The 18,200-nt window shown below is 71.0% G+C and carries 15 protein-coding genes, 1 pseudogene and 1 riboswitch; of the genes and pseudogenes, 3 read left to right on the plus strand and 13 right to left on the minus strand.

Annotation, left to right across the window (positions count from 1 at the left end):
* Nucleotides 1-31: 31 nt before the first annotated feature.
* The 3 genes from glpK to KILIM_RS19655 all read right to left on the minus strand — a co-directional run bounded on the left by glpK (nucleotide 32) and on the right by KILIM_RS19655 (nucleotide 4,293).
* Entirely contained in the window at nucleotides 32-1,561 is a 1,530-nt protein-coding gene (gene glpK, locus KILIM_RS19645) for a glycerol kinase GlpK (protein ID WP_006594500.1), read from the minus strand.
* A 55-nt stretch (nucleotides 1,562-1,616) separates the two neighbouring features.
* Nucleotides 1,617-2,399, minus strand: a complete 783-nt coding sequence (locus KILIM_RS19650; protein ID WP_006594501.1) for an MIP/aquaporin family protein — start codon at nucleotides 2,397-2,399, stop codon at nucleotides 1,617-1,619.
* A 157-nt stretch (nucleotides 2,400-2,556) separates the two neighbouring features.
* Nucleotides 2,557-4,293, minus strand: a complete 1,737-nt coding sequence (locus KILIM_RS19655; RefSeq protein ID WP_006594502.1) for a glycerol-3-phosphate dehydrogenase/oxidase — start codon at nucleotides 4,291-4,293, stop codon at nucleotides 2,557-2,559.
* 123 nt (nucleotides 4,294-4,416) lie between these two features.
* On the opposite strand from KILIM_RS19655, the gene KILIM_RS19660 reads away from it, so the two are divergent.
* Nucleotides 4,417-5,373, plus strand: a complete 957-nt coding sequence (locus tag KILIM_RS19660; RefSeq protein ID WP_006594503.1) for a sugar-binding transcriptional regulator — start codon at nucleotides 4,417-4,419, stop codon at nucleotides 5,371-5,373.
* 36 nt (nucleotides 5,374-5,409) lie between these two features.
* Here KILIM_RS19660 and KILIM_RS22835 read toward each other — a convergent pair whose 3' ends face one another.
* The 5 genes and pseudogenes from KILIM_RS22835 to KILIM_RS19680 all read right to left on the minus strand — a co-directional run bounded on the left by KILIM_RS22835 (nucleotide 5,410) and on the right by KILIM_RS19680 (nucleotide 8,331).
* Complete coding sequence (locus KILIM_RS22835) at nucleotides 5,410-5,598, minus strand: PIN domain-containing protein (protein ID WP_006594504.1); 189 nt, start codon at nucleotides 5,596-5,598, stop codon at nucleotides 5,410-5,412.
* Nucleotides 5,586-5,849, minus strand: coding sequence for a type II toxin-antitoxin system VapC family toxin (locus tag KILIM_RS19665; protein ID WP_006594505.1), 264 nt, complete (start codon nucleotides 5,847-5,849; stop codon nucleotides 5,586-5,588). The genes KILIM_RS22835 and KILIM_RS19665 overlap by 13 nt, the downstream gene beginning before the upstream one ends.
* Nucleotides 5,846-6,136 (minus strand): FitA-like ribbon-helix-helix domain-containing protein, encoded by a 291-nt coding sequence (locus tag KILIM_RS19670; RefSeq protein ID WP_006594506.1) that lies wholly within the window; start codon nucleotides 6,134-6,136, stop codon nucleotides 5,846-5,848. The genes KILIM_RS19665 and KILIM_RS19670 overlap by 4 nt, the downstream gene beginning before the upstream one ends.
* A gap of 55 nt (nucleotides 6,137-6,191) precedes the next feature.
* Nucleotides 6,192-6,815, minus strand: a complete 624-nt coding sequence (locus KILIM_RS19675; RefSeq protein WP_040563922.1) for a LysE family translocator — start codon at nucleotides 6,813-6,815, stop codon at nucleotides 6,192-6,194.
* An 86-nt stretch (nucleotides 6,816-6,901) separates the two neighbouring features.
* Nucleotides 6,902-8,331: pseudogene (locus KILIM_RS19680) on the minus strand (DUF2252 domain-containing protein).
* A 57-nt stretch (nucleotides 8,332-8,388) separates the two neighbouring features.
* Here KILIM_RS19680 and KILIM_RS19685 point away from each other — a divergent pair.
* Nucleotides 8,389-8,640 carry a hypothetical protein gene (locus tag KILIM_RS19685; protein ID WP_006594509.1) on the plus strand — a complete coding sequence of 84 codons (252 nt, stop codon included), beginning with the start codon at nucleotides 8,389-8,391 and terminating at the stop codon, nucleotides 8,638-8,640.
* The gene (locus KILIM_RS19690) at nucleotides 8,637-9,059 is read left to right on the plus strand and encodes a TA system VapC family ribonuclease toxin (protein WP_040563923.1); all 423 of its coding nucleotides are present in this window, start codon (nucleotides 8,637-8,639) and stop codon (nucleotides 9,057-9,059) included. The genes KILIM_RS19685 and KILIM_RS19690 overlap by 4 nt, the downstream gene beginning before the upstream one ends.
* Nucleotides 9,060-9,229: 170 nt before the next feature.
* Here KILIM_RS19690 and KILIM_RS19695 read toward each other — a convergent pair whose 3' ends face one another.
* The 5 genes from KILIM_RS19695 to KILIM_RS19715 form a co-directional block, all read right to left on the minus strand.
* Entirely contained in the window at nucleotides 9,230-10,573 is a 1,344-nt protein-coding gene (locus KILIM_RS19695; RefSeq protein ID WP_006594511.1) for an MFS transporter, read from the minus strand.
* Nucleotides 10,570-11,043 (minus strand): MarR family transcriptional regulator, encoded by a 474-nt coding sequence (locus KILIM_RS19700; protein ID WP_006594512.1) that lies wholly within the window; start codon nucleotides 11,041-11,043, stop codon nucleotides 10,570-10,572. The genes KILIM_RS19695 and KILIM_RS19700 overlap by 4 nt, the downstream gene beginning before the upstream one ends.
* 69 nt (nucleotides 11,044-11,112) lie before the next feature.
* Entirely contained in the window at nucleotides 11,113-13,215 is a 2,103-nt protein-coding gene (locus KILIM_RS19705) for a VWA domain-containing protein (protein ID WP_006594513.1), read from the minus strand.
* Entirely contained in the window at nucleotides 13,212-17,024 is a 3,813-nt protein-coding gene (gene cobN, locus KILIM_RS19710; protein WP_006594514.1) for a cobaltochelatase subunit CobN, read from the minus strand. The genes KILIM_RS19705 and cobN overlap by 4 nt, the downstream gene beginning before the upstream one ends.
* 29 nt (nucleotides 17,025-17,053) lie before the next feature.
* Nucleotides 17,054-17,184: riboswitch (cobalamin riboswitch) on the minus strand.
* 93 nt (nucleotides 17,185-17,277) lie between these two features.
* Nucleotides 17,278-18,200: sodium:solute symporter family protein (locus tag KILIM_RS19715; protein ID WP_006594515.1), on the minus strand; the 923-nt coding region annotated here is incomplete at its 5' end.

Here is an 18,200-nt window from a genome sequence, read left to right on the forward strand (position 1 = left end):
CACTCACCATCGGGACCCCTCGAGTTCGTGCTCAGACCAGCACGTCGTCGTCGACCCAGTCGAGGGTCTTGGTGACGGCCTTCTTCCAGTTGCGGTACTGGCGCTCCCGCTCGTCGTCGCCCTCGGCGGGCTCCCAGCGGCGCCCCTCGGCCCAGTTGTCGATGACATCCTGCTCACCGCTCCACACCCCGACCGCGATACCGGCGGCATACGCGGCGCCCAGAGCAGTGGTCTCCGCGATCTGCGGCCGCACGACCGGCACGCCGAGCTGATCGGCCTGGAACTGCATCAGCAACTCGTTCGCCGTCATGCCGCCGTCGACCTTCAACTCCGTGAGGTCGACCCCGGAGTCGGCGTTCATCGCGTCGATCACCTCACGCGTCTGATACGCCGTCGCCTCGATCGTCGCCCGCGCGATGTGACCCTTGTTGACAAAGCGCGTCATACCGACGAGCGCGCCGCGCGCGTCCGAGCGCCAGTGCGGGGCGAACAGTCCCGAGAACGCAGGCACGAAATATGTGCCGCCGTTGTCGTCGACGCCCTTGGCGAGCGTCTCGACCTCCTCGGCGGACTTGATGAGCCCCAGGTTGTCGCGCAGCCACTGCACGAGCGAACCAGCGACCGCGATCGAGCCCTCGAGGGCGTACACCGTGTCGGCGTCGCCGATCTTGTAGCAGACCGTCGTCAGCAGCCCGTTCTCCGACTTCACGATCTCCGTGCCGGTATTCATGAGCACGAAGCAGCCGGTGCCGTAGGTGTTCTTGGCCATGCCCTTCTCGAAGCACGCCTGACCGAACGTCGCGGCCTGCTGGTCGCCGAGGATGCCGGCGATCGGCACCCCGGCCAACAGACCCTGCTCCCGGCCCTCCGCGTACTCCTCGGAGGAGGAGGCGATGCGCGGCAGCATCGACATCGGAATGCGCATGTCGGCGCAGATCGACTCGTCCCATTCCAGGGTCCGCAGGTCCATGAGCATCGTGCGCGACGCATTGGTGACGTCGGTGACGTGCACGCCGCCGTCCGGGCCGCCCGTCATGTTCCACAGCACCCACGAGTCGGTGGTGCCCATGAGCAGGTCACCCTTTTCGGCCTTCTCGCGGGCCCCCTCGACATTGTCGAGAATCCACGTGACCTTCGGTCCGGTGAAGTAGGTCGCCAGCGGCAGACCGCAAACGTCCTTGTACCGATCCGCGCCCTCGTCGCCGGCCAATTCGTCGACGATCGCCTGGGTACGGGTGTCCTGCCACACGATGGCGTTGTAGACCGGCTCGCCCGTCGTCTTGTCCCACACCACCGCGGTTTCGCGCTGGTTGGTGATGCCGACGGCCGCGAGGTCCTTCGATGTCAGGTCGGGGGTGGAGGCGGCGAAGGCCTGCGCGACGGCCTGACGCACGTTGCGCCAGATCTCCATCGGGTCGTGCTCGACCCACCCCGCGCGCGGGAAGATCTGCTCGTGCTCCAGCTGGCCGGTGGAGACGATCTGCCCGGCGTGGTCGAAGATGATCGCCCGGCTGCTCGTCGTGCCCTGATCGATGGCCATGACGTAGGTGTTCTCGCTCATGAGTTCTGCTCACTTCCTCGTGAGAGTCGGGGTTTGTGGGGGTTGGGCTGAAGAGTCAGTAGATGGTGGCCAGCAGGCCGGCCGCGAGGCCACCGAGAATCGGGCCGACGACCGGCACCCAGGCATAACGCCAGTTGCTGTCGCCCTTGCCAGGGATCGGCAGGATGGCGTGGGCGATCCGCGGGCCCAGGTCACGGGCGGGGTTGATGGCGTAGCCGGTGGGGCCACCGAGGCTGGCGCCGATGCCGACGACGAGCAGCGCCACCGCCAGCGGGCCGAGACCCGAGGGGGTGTGGGCGAACTGCAGGATGACGAAGACGAGCACGAACGTGCCGATCGCCTCGGTCACGGCGTTCCACGCGGGGTTGCGCACCTCCGGGTCGGTGCTGAAGACCGCGAGCTTGAGGGCGGGGTCGGCGTCCTCGTCGAACTGCTTCTTGTAGGCCAGCCACACGCAGATGGCGCCGAGCGTGGCGCCGAGCAGCTGACCGCTGATGTAGACCAGCGTGGTGCCCAGGGTCACCGGGACACCTGCCGCGAACTCGGTCGCGCCGTTGGCCAGCATCGCCAGAGTGACCGCCGGGTTGATGTGACCGCCGGACTGGAAGGCGACGTAGACGCCGGCGAACACCGCGATCCCCCAGCCCCAGTGGATCATCACGGGGCCACCGCCGGCGCCCTTGGCGGCCGGCAACAGCGCGTTGGCGACCACGCCGCAGCCGAGCAGACACAGCATCGCCGTGCCCATCACCTCCGAGACGAAGACGGTTGCCAGTGGCACGTGTTCGGCCGCGGCAGCGGCGGCGATGGGGGCAGAGGTTGCCAGGGCAGGCAGCATGCTTCTCTCCTTTGAGAATGGGTCGGCGCAGCGCAAGCAACGGCTGCGCTGGGCCGGTCGAGGGGTTGGCACAGCCCAGGAGTGGGCTGATCCGGTGGATGGTGGCGGGGCGCGACTGTCCGCGCCCCGCCGATGTGCGGGGTTCGGGTACCCGCGCTCAGGCGGAAACGGCCTCGGTGACCTCGTCGGCCTCGGCGCGGGCCCGCGCGGCGGCATCTTCGTCGACGAGTTGCGCGGCGGCGTCCTCGGCCTCGCAGCGTGCCCGGTAGGCGGCGATCTCCGCCTCGCGGCGAGCGTCGTCCCAGCCGAGGTACTCCGCGGCGATGGCGGCGATCTCGGGGACGGCAGCACGACCGTGCTCACGCACCTCGTAGGTGAGGCGAGTGCGGGTCACCATGATGTCTTCCAGGTGCAGCGCGCCCTCGTGCGTGCACGCATAGGCGATCTCGGCGCGCAGGTACGCGGGAGCCTCCTCCAGCGGCCGACCCAGGTCGGGGTGCTGCGCCACCATCTCGAGCAGCTCGGGCAGCAGCGCACCGTAGCGGTGCAGGAGGTGATCGACCATGAACCGGCTCAGGCCGTGCTGCGCCGCGATCTTGTCCGCCCGCCGCTGGTAGGTCTCGTAGCCGACGGCCCCGAGCAGCGGCGTCTTGGCCGTCAGGGACGGCACCTCCTTGGCGCGGGTGCGGCCGAGAGCGAAGTCGACGGCATCTTCGGCCATCACCCGGTAGGTCGTCAGCTTGCCCCCGGCGATCGTCACGAGACCGGGGGTCGCCTCGGCGACCGTGTGCTCGCGCGAGATCTTCGTGGAGGAGGGCTCCCCCTCCCCCTTGGTGCCCGGCTGCAGCAGGGGCCGCAGCCCGGCGAAGCTGCCGACGATGTCGTCCCTGGTCAGCGGCTTCTCGAGGATGCCGTTGGCGTGCTCGAGGATGTAGTCGAGATCGGCGCCGGTCACCGCGGGGTGGGTGAAGTCCTGGTGGTAGGGGGTGTCGGTCGTGCCGATGATCCAGTAGCGGCTCCACGGGATGATGAACAGCACCGACTTCTCGGTCTGCAGGATGACGCCCGTGTCGCCCGCGATGCGCTCCCGGGGGACCACGATGTGCACGCCCTTGGAGGCCAGCACCTTCAGCCCGCCCTCGGCCTGGGCCCGGTCCTGGGTCTCTTCGGTCCACACGCCGGCCGCGGCGATGACAGTCCGGGCCTTGATCGTGTGCTCGGTGCCGGTCTCCAGGTCGGTGACGACGGCGCCGTCGACGCGGCCCGCGGTCTTGGTGAACCGCTCGACCTTCGTGCGGCTCGCCGCGTAGGCGCCGAACTGCACGGCGGTGCGCACCAACGCCAGCACCAGGCGGGCGTCGTCGACGGTGGCGTCCCAGTACTTGATGGCGCCGACCATCGCGTCGGGCTTGGCGTCGGGGAACTCCTCGCGCACGCCCTGCGCCGAGTAGTGCTTGTGGAACGGCATCATCGCCGAGCCGCGCGAGCCGACCCGGGCCAGCACGTCGTAGAGGCCGACGCCGGCAGCGACGTAGGGGCGCTCGACGTACTTCTTGTTGATCGGGTAGAGGAAGGAGACGGGGCGCACGAGGTGCGGGGCGAGGGTGTCGAGCAGGTGCTCGCGCTCGTGCAGCGCCTCGAAGACGAGCTTGAAGTCGAGCTGCTGCAAGTAGCGCAGCCCGCCGTGCACCAGCTTGCTGGAGCGGCTGGAGGTGCCGCTGCCCCAGTCCTGCGCCTCGACGATGCCGACCCGCAGGCCGCGGGTCACGGCGTCGAGCACGATGCCGGCGCCGGTCACGCCGCCGCCGACGACCAGGATGTCCAGGGGCTCGCCCGAGCTCATCTGCGCGAGTGCTTCGGTGCGCTTGGCGGGGGTCAATTCTGTTGATGCCATGGGCGATCCATCCTTCGGTAAGTGACCAGGCGGTCATCGGCTGCGTCCTTGAACCTCAGCCTGGCACCGAGTGAACACATGGTCCACTAGGCTGCACAAACGTGCAAACGGAAGGCTTGGACCGTGAACGTTCGTGACGAGGCTCGCCGCGCGGCCACGCTCTACTACCTGCACGACGAGACGATGGCCACGATCGCCGCCACCCTCGGGGTGTCCCGCTCGACGGTGTCCCGGCTGCTCAAGCACGCCCGCGAGACGGGTCTGGTGCGCATCACGGTGGACACGACTGTCGATGCGGCGCGACAGTCGGCGGAGCGAATCACGACCCGCTTCGGCGTGCGCACCCACATCGTGGAGGTGCGCGACAGCGCACCGGAGCACGTGCGTCTCGATCAGGTGGCCCGAGTGGCGGCCCGGCTGCTCGCCGACTGGGTCGAACCCGGGATGATCGTGGGGGTGGCCTGGGGGACGACCGTCTCGGCGATCGCCGACCACCTGCCGCGCCGGCCGATGACCGGGGTGCAGGTGCTGCAGCTCAACGGGTCGGCGCGCTCGCGACCGGCGGGAGTGCGCTACGCCCAAGAGCTGCTCAGCGCAGTCGCCGAGGCGTTCGACGCCGACATCGCCTACTTCCCCACCCCGGCCTTCTTCGACTACGTCGAGTCGCGGGAGGCGCTGTGGCGCGAGAGCGCCGTGCGGGAGTTGCTGGAGTTGCGTAAGCGGACTCAGCTCGCGGTGTTCGGCGTCGGCGCCACTGCCGGCACCCTCGCCTCCGAGGTGTACCGCGCCGGCTACCTGGCGCCCGACGACATCCGGGAGCTGCACCGCGAGCGCGTCGTCGGAGACGTGTGCACCGTGTTTCTGCGCCGCGACGGCACCTACGCCGACGTCGCCATCAACGCCCGCGCCTCCGGCCCCACCCCACGCGACCTGGCCCGCATCCCCCGACGCCTGTGCGTCGTCGTCGGCGAGCACAAAGTGCCCGCCCTGCTCGGCGCCCTGAGCGCCGGCGTCGCCACCGACCTCGTGCTCGATCAGCGCACCGCCTCCGCCCTGCTGCGGTCACAGGACCCGCGGTGACGACCTCCCCATCACCAGTCTCGACCGGGTAGTCGGTCACGTCGTCTGGGTCTGCGTGGGCGCATCCACCCCGGCCCCCGGAGAAGGGGGAGCCTCGACCTCGCACCACGGCTTGGCGCCGCGCGCGAGGCGGGCGTCGGCTGTCACGAGAGTGAGTGACCGGGTTGCTGCCAGCGCGACGTAGCCCGTGTCGTAGGCACCGATCGCGTGCATCAGCTCACGCATGAAGGGACGAGCCGCTGCGTCGGCACGAGGTCGACGAATACCGCGCTGAGCGCGTCGAACGCCTCATCGGCTGCCTCCGACGTCAGCTTGCCGCCGAGTTGCAGGCCTCGTACCGCGGCGAACGCCTCGGCGATGAGATAGTCCGGGGCGCACCACGCCGGATCTCCCGACAGTCGCTCGCGAGCCCACTCGCTATGGGCGCCGTTTGGGATCAGCGCCTCAACCAGGGCCGAGGCGTCGACGACGATCACGGCCCGTCGGGTCGGCGGCCGACGACGTCCAGCAGGTGCGCGGTTCGCTGCTCCCGAACCTCTCGCAGAATCTCGACGGCCGAGCTCTCAGCGCCCTCATCCGCCTCCTGCATGCCTCGAGCCTGCATGGGAATCCGGTTCAGGATGAACGGATTTGACGCTCGCCTAGCCTCGTCTGTCACGACCGCCAGCAGGTACGCCTGCAGCGACTGCCCCCGCCGCTCCGCCTCCAGCGCAAGGGCCGACCGAACCCCCTCCGGCACATTCCGTATCTGCAACGCCACCATGCATGCATTTTACATGCACCGATTGAGCCCATCAATGACACCGCCCCTGCGCGCGTCAGTCCCGCACGAGCAGCAGGACGCCGAGGCCGACCATCATCGACCCACCCGTGGCACTGAGGCGGTCGAGGCGCTCGGGGCGGCGGGCGAACCAGTCGCGGGCGCGGCCGGCGGCCAGCGCCCACAGGGAGTCAGAAGCGATCGCCAACGCGGTGAACGCGGCCCCGAGCAGCAGCACCTGCACCGGCACGACCCCGCTGCGATCGGTGAACTGCGGCAGGAAGGCCACGAAGAACACGATCGTCTTGGGGTTGGTGACCCCGACGGTGAAGCCGATGCGCACCGGATTGCCCCGGCGGATCGGCACGGCCGCGTCCAGGGAGCGGCGGGCGTCGGCGCGGTGCCGGATCGCCTGGATGCCCAGCCAGAGCACATAGGCGGCACCGGCCACCTTGACCACCGTGTAGGCCGTCGAACTCGCCGCGACCAGCGAGCCGAGTCCCACCGCGACGAGCACGATCTGGACCAGTAGGCCGAGGCCGTTGCCCACGACGGAGGCCAGCGCCTCGGCGCGGCCGACGGTCAGCGCGCGGCCGATGGTGAACAGCAGGCTCGGCCCGGGCACTTGGATGAAGATGAGCGAGGCGAGGAGGAACGCGGCCCACTGGCTGGTCGACGGCACAGCACAGTGTGCGGCATGGCGGCCCGCAGCCGCCACATCACGACTGCCTGAGGGCTGCGGCGCAGGCGCGCGGGGAGCCCCGGCGGTCAGACTCCGAAGGTGGCGGGGACCTTTCCTGCTTCCACCGCTGCCGCCAGGGCGTCGTAGTCGGCCTGGCAGATCGCGGCGTAGCCGCGGGCGAAGTCGGTCAGCGCCTCGTCGAGGTCCTCCGCGTCTGCGTAGCGGGCGGCGATCTGCGCCGACCCCGGTGACTGGGCGTGGGCGCGCGCCAGCACGCCCGCGCAGACCCGGGCGGTGTCCGTCAGTTGCTTGGGGCCCAGCACCGAGAGGTCCACCGAGCCCTTCATGTCGCGGAACTGCCGCCAGTAGTAGTCGGTGCGCACGTGCTCACCCTGCTCTCCGGCGAAGCCGCGCATCCACCCCAGAAACGGATCGGAATGGGCCTGCAGCACCCGCTGGGCGGAGACGACCCGCTGCCCCTCGCCCTCCGGGGGTTCGATGTCGACACCGTCGATCCGTTGCGGCACCCCGCCGTAGGTCACCAGCACCGACGGCTGCGCCTCCTTGGCCTGCAAGAACAGTGGAGTGCCGTCGTCGGCTTCGAGGTAGACGATGTAGCAGCGGGTGCCGACCGACCCCACTCCGACGACCCGCAGCACGTGGTCGACCACGCGGAAACCTTGCAGGAGCATGCGCACGTCCTGGCGGGTCGTGCGCACGTACTCGGTCCACAACTGCTTCAGCTGCTCGCGGCTCGCGTGCCTCGTGTGCTGGGTCAGCGGCGGCTGGTCGGCCAGTCGCCGTCCGCCCGCGTCGTCGACGATCGTCAGCTTGTCCAACACCTGATTGGAGGTGCGTCGCCGTGCCTTCTTCGTCGTCTTGTCGAGGGTCTTTCGAGATTTCCCGGTGAGCAGGCCCTCGAGCTGCGAGGTGTCGACGGTGGCGTAGAAGCGCTCCAAGGCACTGAGTTCATGAAAACGGGCAGTCATGTTGCGGTACGCCGCACTCGTCGCGCGGGCGGCCTTGCGGGCCACCTTCGGGGACTCCCCGTTGTCGAGGGCCGCGATGTAGACCGAGGTGACCAGCCGCTTGAGGTCCCACTCCCAGGGCGCGACGCCGCCCTCGTCGAAGTCGTTGAGGTCGAACAGCAGCGCGCGCTCCGGCGAGGCGTAGAAGCCGAAGTTCGAGTTGTGCGCGTCGCCGCACGACACGACGTGCAGCCCGGATTCGGGGCCGTCGCCAGATCGGCCGCCATCACCGCCGCGGTGCCGCGGTAGAACGCGAACGGCGACTGCAGCATCCGGCCCATCCGCACCGCCACGAGATCCTGCAGCCGCGTCGCGTTCTGCTGCATCAGGATCGCGACGGGGTCGCGATCGCCCTCCGGCAGCCTGCCGAGCTCCTCGACACTGACCTGGTCTGCTGCGGACATCAGGGTTCCTTCCTCCGGGTGGATCCCAGCGTAGGCAGGAACCGGTGTCGTTTCGTCGTAGCGACCCTGGACTGGCTGATCCATCAGCCTCAGCTGTGCTGCGACGAGATCACATCCCTTCGATGAAGGTAATATGCTTTTATGCGAACGACGATCGACCTGCCGGATGCGCTCATGCGAGCTGCGAAGGCCAAGGCCGCGACCGCGGGGGAATCGTTGAAGGTTCTCTTCGAGCGGGCCCTGGCCCGGGAACTCGGGCTTCCCCCGAGCGAGGAGCACCCGCGCGATGTCGAGTACCCCCTGATCCGCTCCCGCCGAACCGCTCCCGATCTGACCAACGAACAACTGGACGACATCCTCGCCGACGACGACGCAGAGCACTACGCCTCATGATCCTCATGGATGTCAACGCCTGGTTGGCCCTGGTCTATGAGGCGCAACCCCGCCATCGGGCCGTGGCGCAGTGGAAGTCCCGGATCGATGACACCCTCGCCCTGTGCCGGGTGACGCAGATGTCACTGCTGCGGCTGCTCACGAATCGAGCTGTCATGGGTGACGACGTCCTGACCCGAGCCGTGGCCTGGAACGTGCTCGATCGGCTGACGTCCGACAGGCAGATCACGTGGTCGCCCGAACCCGCCGGGCTCGAGCCGCTGTGGCGCAGCTTCTCGGCTCGGGATGAGCCGTCCCACAAGCTGTGGACCGATGACTATCTCGCGGCGTTTGCGCTGGCCGCCGGCATGTCGTTCGCCACCCTCGATCGTCGTATCGCCGCACGCTATCCCGCTGTCGCGGTCCTGACCCTGACCTGAGCTGCCTTGGTAGCCATCGGTTCTCGCGGGCCAGGTCACGCGGGATCAGGCGGCTCCGCGGCGCGGTTGCGCGGCGAGGTCGGCCTCGGCCAGGGGCGTGAGGCGGGCGCCCAAAACGGCGGTTAGACGCAGGCGGACGCCGCGGGAGGACTCGCAGACGTGGCGCTCCGTCAGGCATCGCCGGCGGTGAGGGCCATCGCCTCCTGCTCGGTGGTCTCGACGAGATGGGTGTCGACCCGGCTCAACAGCCGGCGACCCACGACGAGCACCGCGGCGGCTACGAGCAGGCTCGCCGCACCCATCCAGTACGGCATCGGCGCCCCGAAAACCGCCGCCAAGGGCCCGGCCACGGCCGCCGCGAGGGCACCACCGAGGAAGCGGACACCGGAGTACGTCGAGGAGGCGACGCCGCGGGGCAGGTCGGTGGCCTCCATGACCGACTCGGTGAGCACGGTGTTGAGCACGCCGAGGAAGACTCCGGCGAGCACGATGCCGGCGACGAGGGTGCCGAGCGAGTCGATTTCCGCAGCGAGCACCGCCAGATCCAGCGCGAGCAGCACGAGCGCACCGGTCAGCACGGGCAGGCGCCCCAGCCGATGGGTGAGCGCCGGCGCGAGGAGGACCGAGGCGAGGGCCAGCGCCAATCCCCAGCCGAAGAAGACGAGGCCGAGCTCGTGCGCGCCGATGTGCACGCCGATCCGGGCGCCGGCCGCCTCGACGGGGAACGGGCTGTAGGCCAGCAACGAGAAGAACCCGTAGTTGTAGAAGAGGGCGGCGATCGCCAGGGTGAGCAGCGCCGGGTTGCCCAATGCGGTGAAGGTCGCGGCCAGGGGCACCGGGGCGGGGCGCTGCGCCGCCTTCGGCAGCAGCACAAGGAGGGCGACGAGGGCGACCGCCATGAGCACGGCGGTGCCGAAGAACGGGCCGCGCCACGAGATGCCGCCGAGGAATCCCCCGAGCAGCGGACCGGTCGCGATGCCGAGCCCGAGGGCAGCTTCGTAGAGGATGATCGCCTGGGCCGTGCCGCCGCTGGCCGCCCCGACGATCGTTGCGAGCGCCGTCGAGATGAACAGGGCGTTGCCCAAGCCCCAGCCGGCGCGGAAGCCGATGATCTGGTCGACGGAGCTGGAGGCGCCGGCCAGCCCGGCGAATACGATGATGCAGGCCAGGCCCGTGATGAGGGTGCGCTTGGCGCCGAGGCGACCGGCGACCCAGCTGGTGACGAACATGGCCAGCCCCGTGATGATGAGGTAGCTGGTGAACAGCAGCATCGCCTGCGACGGCGACGCGTCGAGTTGCGCGCTGATGGCGGGCAGGATCGGGTCGACGAGCCCGATGCCCATGAACGCGATGACGCAGGCGAACGCGACCGCCCACACGGGTTTCGACTGGTGCAGGATGCCGTCACTGCCGGCCTCCTCGGGCGCAGGCTCGGGTGAACCGTCGGTGGGCGCGCTCAGGGCTCGGCTTTCGCTGTTGCTGTCAGGAACAGCGGTGGTCGAGCGGGGTGTCACTGGGTGTCCTTTCGGGAGGACGAGATGAGTGGATCGCGGCGCGTCACCTCGTCGAGGAGGTCGCTTGCGCGTCGCAGGAGGGCGCGTTCCTCATCGCTGAGGTCGGCCAGGAGGGGTGCCACGGCAGTTGCACCGGCCCGGCGGAGGCGCGATAGACGGGCCTCCCCCGCCGGCGTCAGGCTGACGAGTGACGCCCGGCCGTCGCGGGGATCGGGCGCGCTGTGCACGGCGCCCTCCCCGCGCAGGCGGCGCAGGATCGCCGTCGCCGACGGCTGGGTCAGCTGGTCCAGCTCGGCGAACTCGGTGACCCGCAGGGGTCCCCGATCGGAGAGGATCGCGAGTGCTCGCCACGTCGCCGTGGAGTCAGCCCCCTGGGCTTGCCCGGTGTTGGTGCGGTATCGCACGAGCCGGACGAGCTTCGCGCTGCTGACGACGAGGTCGGAGGCGAGGGAGTCGAGGTCCTTGGGCACGCTCCCAATAATACATAGATTTTCTATGCATCTACCCGCAGCGGGACGCTACTGACGTCGGCGTACGGGTCAGGCGGCTCCGGGGCGGGACTGTGCGGCGACGTCGGCCTCGGCCAGGGGCATGAGGCGAGCACCCAAAACGGCGGCGAGGTCGGCCGCCAGGCGCAGGCGGACGCCGCGGGGGGACTCGCAGTCAAGGACCACGCTGCCGACGCCCAAGCCGGCGATGCGGGCGGCGGCGGCGCGGGCGCGAGGCAGGGCGTTGGGGCCGTGGGTGGCGCGACCGTCGGTGAGCACGACGAGCAGCGGGCGGCGCATCGGGTCCTTGGCGCGCTCGCGGCGGATGAGGTCGTGCGCCGCCGTCAGGCCCTCGGCCAGCGGAGTGCGGCCGCCGGTGGCTGCCGCGTCGAGGCGGGCGCGGGCCAGCTCGACGCTGCCGGTGGGCGGCAGCAGGAGCTGCGCGCGGTCGCGGGCGAACGTCACGACCGCCACCTTGTCGCGGCGCTGATAGGCGTCGAGGAGCAGCGACAGCACCGCGGTCTTCACCGTCGCCATGCGCCGGCGCGCGCCCATCGACCCGGAGGCGTCGACGAGGAAGACGACCAGATTGCCCTCCTTGCCCTCCCGCAGACTGCGGCGTAGGTCGCTGCCCTGCAGGCGCAGCGGTTCACCGTCGCCTCTGCCCCGGTCGGCCTGCGCACCGGCGGCGGCGCGGATCGTCTCCGTCACCGCCAGGCCGCGGCCGCGGGGGTCCGCCGGGGTCACGCCGCGCACCTGCCGGCCGACCGTGGTCACCGCTCGCGACCGTCGACCCGTGACGCCCTGGCCGACCCGGTCGAGCGCGAACACTTGTGCCCGGTGGGGTTTTCCGGCGCGTTCGGTGCGCGACTCCGCTTGCCCCGCGCCCGCCGGGGGCTCTTTGGGGGCCTGCGGCGGAGCAGGATCGGGCTCCGGCTCGCTCGTCTCCCCCTTGGGTGGCTCCGGCGGGTCCGCGGCGTCCTCGGGTCCCGGGTCGCTCGGAGGCGGATCGGTCGGCTTGTCCGGCGGTGGCTGCGGGTCGCCGTCGTCGGGGTCGGTCTCCGGCTCCGGCTCGGGTTCGGGCTCCGGCTCGGGGGGCTCCTCCCCCAGCACCCGCCGCAGGATTTCCTCCAGCTCGGCCGCCGCCGACTCAGGGGTGTCGAACGGGTTACGCCGCCGACGATGCGGCAAGGCCAACCGGGCGGCCACGCGAATATCGTTGTCCGACAAGACATCTCGACCCTGCCAGGCCGCGTGGGCGGCCGCCGCGCGCGCCGTGACGAGGTCACCGCGCATGCCGTCGACGTCGAACTCCGCGCAGATGCGGGCGATCTTGCGCCACGCCTCCCGGGGCGACTCCACCGAGCCGACCGCGGCCCGGGCGCGGGCGATGCGGCGAGCCAGCGCCTCCTCAGCGTCGGCGAACCGCGCCGCGAATGCCTCCGGGTCACGCTCGAAGTCGAGCCGGCGCGAGATGACCGCGACGCGGGTGTCGGGGTCGCGGCTGGCGGCCGCGTCGGCGACGAGGCCGAACCGGTCCAGCAGCTGCGGGCGCAGGTCCCCCTCCTCGGGGTTCATCGTGCCGACCAGCACGAACCGCGCCGCGTGCTCGACGGAGACGCCCTCGCGCTCGACCCGGGCGCGGCCGGTCGCGGCGGCGTCGAGCAGCCCGTCGACGAGGTGGTCGGGCAGCAGGTTGACCTCGTCGACGTAGAGCACCCCGCGGTTCGCGGCGGCCAGCAGGCCTGGCTCGAAGGTCACCTGACCGCGGGCGAGCAGCGAGTCCAGATGCAGCGAGCCCGCGACCCGGTCCTCGCTGGCGCCGACCGGCAACTCGACCAGGGGCACCGGCCGGCGGTCGACCTCGCCATCCTGCGGCAGGTGCCGCTCGACATCCGGGCACGCGGGGTCGGGCGACGCGGGGTCGCAGGCGAACCGGCATCCGGGCACCACGGCGATCTCGCCGAGCAGGCCGGCGAGGCCGCGGACCATCGTCGTCTTCGCGGTGCCCTTCTCCCCGCGCACGAGTACGCCGCCGATGTGCTCGCCGACCGCCGCGAGGCACAGGGCCAGGCCCATCCCGTCCATCCCGACGATCGCGGAGAACGGAAACCTCCCCGAACGTGGGACTTTCGGGGGGTTGGTGAGGGTCACTTGGCGTCCTCGAGGTCGCCTTCGGTCTCGAGGTAGGTGGCGCGCAGGACCTCCAAGGTGTCGGCCTCCGGCGACTCCCACAGGCCACGATCGACGGCCTCCAGAAGCCGCTCGGCCATGCCGTGCAGCGCCCACGGGTTGGAGTTCTGCAGGAACTCGCGGTTGACCTCGTCGAGCACGTACTCGGCGGTGAGGCGCTCGTACATCCAGTCGGCGATGACGTTGGTCGTCGCGTCGTAGCCGAAGAGGTAGTCCACGGTCGCGGCCATCTCGAAGGCGCCCTTGTAGCCGTGGCGGCGCATCGCCTCCATCCACTTGGGGTTGACGACGCGCGCGCGGAACACCCGCGACGTCTCCTCCAGCAGAGTGCGCGTCGCGACGGTGTGCGGGCGGGTCGAGTCGCCGAGGTAGGCCTCCGGCGACTGCCCGGTCAGCGAGCGCACGGTCGCGACCATGCCGCCGTGGAACTGGAAGTAGTCGTCGGAGTCGGCGATGTCGTGCTCGCGGGTGTCGATGTTCTTGGCCGCGACCCGGATCCGCTTGTACGCCGATTCCATGGCGTCCCTAGCCGGTTCGCCGTCGAGGTCGCGCCCGTAGGCGTAGCCGCCCCAGGTCGCGTAGACCTCGGCGAGGTCGGCGTCGGTGCGCCAGTCGCGGGAGTCGATGAGCTCCAGCAGCCCGGCGCCGTACGTGCCGGGGCGCGAACCGAAGATCCGCCGCGCGGCGTGCGACGCGTCGGTACCGGCCGCGACATCGGCCTGCACGTGGGCGCGCACGAAGTTGGCCGACCCGTCCTCCTCCTGCGCCGCCGCCAACCGGACCGCGTCGTCGAGCATCGCCACGGCGTGCGGGAAGGCGTCGCGGAAGAAGCCGCTGATCCGCAGCGTCACGTCGATGCGCGGGCGGCCGAGGTCGGCGGCGGGCACGACCTCCAGGCCCTTGACCCGCCGGGACGCCTCGTCCCACACCGGCCGGATGCCGAGCAGCGCCAGCGCCTCGCCGATGTCGTCGCCGGCCGTGCGCATCGCCGAGGTGCCCCACAGCGACAGCCCGACGGAGGCGGGCACCTCACCGTGGTCCCGCTCGTACCGCTCGACGAGGGAATCGGCCAGGGCGCAGCCGGTTTCGTAGGCGAGGCGGGAGGGGATGGCGCGCGGGTCGACGGCGTAGAAGTTGCGGCCGGTCGGCAGCACGTTGACGAGCCCGCGCAGCGGGGAGCCCGAGGGTCCGGCGGGCACGAAGCCGCCGCCGAGCGCGTGCAGGGCGTGGTCGAGCTCGTCGGTCGTGCGGCCCAGCCGGGGCACGACCTCGGTGGCGGCGAAGTCGAGGATCGCGGCCAACGCCTCCGGATCGGGGGTGACGTCGGCCGGTCCACCGTCGTCCATGGCGATCGACACGACATCGTCGACGGCGCCGGGATCCCAGCCGCGCTCCTCCATCGTCTCGATGAGGACTCGCGCGCTGGCCTCGACGTCGTCGGTCTCGCGCCGCCCGGCCTGCCCCTCGACGAGACCGAGGGCCTCGCGCAGCCCGGGCAGGCTCTGCGTGCCGCCCCACATCTGCCGGGCCTGCAGGATCGCCAGCACCAGCGCGACCCGCGGTTCGCCGACGGGCGCGGCGCCGAGGATGTGCAGGCCGCCGCGGATCTGCACGTCCTTGATCTCGCACAGCCACCCGTCGACATGCAGCACCAGCTCGTCGAAGCCGTCGCCCTCGGGCAGGTCGGCGCCGGTCAGACCCAGGTCGTGGTCGAGCTTCGCGGCCTGCAGCAGCGTCCAGATCTGCTGCTGGACCGCGGGCGCCTTGGCCGGGTCCATCACCGAGACGATGCCGTACTCGTCGAGCAGCTGCTCGAGGCGGGCGATGTCGCCGTAGGAGTCGGCGCGGGTCATCGGCGGCACGAGGTGGTCGACGAGCACGGCGTGGGCGCGGCGCTTGGCCTGCGTGCCCTCTCCGGGGTCGTTGACGAGGAAGGGGTAGACCAGCGGCAGGTTGCCCAGGATCGCGTCGGGCGCGCACGAACCGGAGAGGGCCGCGCCCTTGCCGGGCAGCCACTCGAGGTTGCCGTGCTTGCCGATGTGCACGAGCGCGTCGGCGCCGAAGCCGCCGTCGTTCTGGCGCGCCTGCAGCCAGCGGTAGATGCCGAGGTAGTGGTGCGTCGGAGCCAGATCGGGGTCGTGGTAGATCGCGATCGGGTTCTCGCCGAATCCCCGCGGCGGCTGGACGAACAGCACGACGTTGCCGGCCGTCAGCCCGGCGTAGACGAGAGCCGGTTCGCCCGCGTCGTCGAGGTACATCTGCCCCGGAGCCGGGCCCCACGCCTGCTCCATGTCGGCGCGCAGGTCGGCGTCGATGCCCGGGTACCAGCGCTGGTAGTCGGCGACGGGCACCCGCAGGGGGTTGGCGGCCAACTCGTCCTCGGTGAGCCACGCCTGGTCGTAGCCGCCGCGGGCGATGATCGCGGCGATGAGCTCGTCGCCGTTGCCCGACTCCAAGCCCGGGAGGGCGTCGGGGCCGGTCAGCGGGCCGACGTCGTAGCCCGCCTCGTGCATGGCGCGCAGCAGCGCCAGCGTGGAGGCGGGGGTGTCGAGCCCGACGGCGTTGCCGATGCGGGCGTGCTTGGTCGGGTACGCGGACAGCACGAGGGCGATGCGGCGCTCGCCGACGGGGATGTGCCGCAGCCGGGCGTGGGCGACGGCGATGCCGGCGGCGCGGGCGGCCCGGTCGGGGTCGGCGACGTAGACCGGCAGGCCCTCCTCGTCGGTCTCCTTGAACGAGAACGGCACCGAGATGATGCGCCCGTCGAACTCGGGCACCGCGATCTGCGTGGCGGCATCGAGCGGGCTGACACCGTCGTCGTTGGCCTCCCACGCCGCGCGGGAGTTGGTCAGGGCGAAGGCCTGGATGATCGGAACGTCGAGGTCGGCCAGCGCGCCGGCGTCCCAGGCGTCGCTGTCGCCGCCGGCCTGCGCGGTCGCGGGCGTCGAGCCGCCGGCCGCGAGCACGGTCGTCACGACGGCGTCGGCCGCGCGCAGCGTCTCCAGCAGCTCCGGCTCGGGGGCCCGCAGGGAGGCGACGTACAGCGGCATCGCGCGCCCACCCGCGGCTTCGACGGCCTGCGCGAGGGTGCGGATGAAGCCGGTGTTGCCGGACATGTGGTGGGCCCGGTAGTAGAGGATCGCGACCGTGGGACGCGGCGCTTCCACCGCGGTGGCCGTGTCGCTGCCTGCGGCTGCGTCGGCGTGGCCGTTCGACGCGTGGCTATCAGACGCGGGGCCACGCTCGAAAGCACCGGTCCAGCGGTGGCATTCGGTGACCGGGCAGTGGGCGCGCTCCCCCTGCGCGCTCAGGCACGAGCCGGTGCATCCCAGCCAACCCCACGCGGGAGCCGACGCGGGCGGGTCGAAGCCGTGGCCGGTGAGCAGCACGGTGTCGGAGAGGAACGCGCCGAGCCGGGCGAGGTTCTCCGCGCCGCCGTGGGCCAGGTAGGCGTGCGCCTGGGCGGCGACCCCCGCGGGCACGGTCGAGGCGCTCATCAACTCGGCATCCGGGGCCTGTTCCCCGGTGAGCACGACGACGGGCCGCGGCTGGTCGGCGCGCAGCAGCTCATCGAGCCCCTCGGGCCATGCCCGCCGCCCACCGAGCAGGCGGACGACGACGAGGTCGGTGCCCTCCAGCATCCCCGGCAGGTCGTCGATGGCCAGCCGGGCCGGATTGGCGTAACGCCAGGTCACCGGAGCGTCGGAGCGTTCGTTGGCCGCGCGGGCCGAGAGCAGGTCGGTGTCGGAGGTCGACAGGAGCAGGAACACGGGTAGTGCCTCTCTCGGGGTCCGCGCCCCGGGGCCGATGGTCGACCGGGAGTCTCTGGCTACCGTCTGGCGACAAGCGCTGTCGGACGACGGATCACAGTGGCGGGACCGCGCCGGACTTGCACCGGCTTCCTCCCGTGCGGGCGACCATGAACGAGCGGGCGGGGCCGAAGCCGACCCCGCCCGCGAGGCTATCAGCGCCACCTCCGCGCCCGGTCTACTCTCCCGGCGCCTGGGGTCGTTGCGGCCGACGTCATCCCTTGTCGGAGGTCGCCAGCTGCTCCTCGCTGACCAGCGGGTCCTCCTCCGGGGTCACCGGAGGCACGCCCGCGTACTCGACGAGGTTGCGCCGGTCGAGGGCGTGGCCGACGACGTACACGAGGATCGAGGCGGGGAAGCCGACGAACACCGGGTGGATGCCCAGTGGCGCGCCGGCGACGGTCCAGCCGATCGCGAGCGCCAGGCCCACCCACATCGAGGCCAGCGCCACCCGCCCCGAGATCCGCCTCTTGTACAGCGCGACGATCGCCGGGAACAGCAGCCCGGAGACGAGCATCGCGGTGCCGGTCACCCACAGCTCCACCAGGCGCGGCACGGCCAGCGCGAGCGCGAGGGAGATGAGCGAAGTGATGACCACCGACACGCGGCTCCAGAACAGCAGCGTTCGCTGCGAGGAGTCCGGGGAGAGCCGCGGCTTGATGACGTCGTTGACGATCGAGCTGGCTCCGCACATGAAGAACGAGTCTGCGCAGGAGATGACGGTGGCCAGCAGGGCGACGATGAGCAGAACGACGAGTTCGAACGGCAGCACCTCGGCGATGAGCTGGTAGTAGATCATCCCCGGGTCCTCGCTGACGATGCCGAGACCGAACCGGGCCCACACGCCCATCCAGACGACCATGACGATGGTGATCGTCATGATCCAGATCGAGATCCAGTAGCCGCGCACGACCGTTTTGAGGTCGCGGCCGGCCCACACGCGCTGCCACAGGTCCTGGCGCACCAATTGGTACGCGCCGACCGTCAGGGCGTAGAGCGCGACTTCGGCCGGGCCGATGCCCATCGGGCTCATCATCCAGCCCAATCCTTGGGCCTCCGCGTTCGCCTGCACCGTGCTGAAGTCGCCGGCCGCCAGGAGCACGATGACGAACAGCCCGAAGACCGCGACCGTCTGAA

It is taken from the genome of Kineosphaera limosa NBRC 100340, from assembly GCF_000298215.1.
GTDB lineage: Bacteria > Actinomycetota > Actinomycetes > Actinomycetales > Dermatophilaceae > Kineosphaera > Kineosphaera limosa.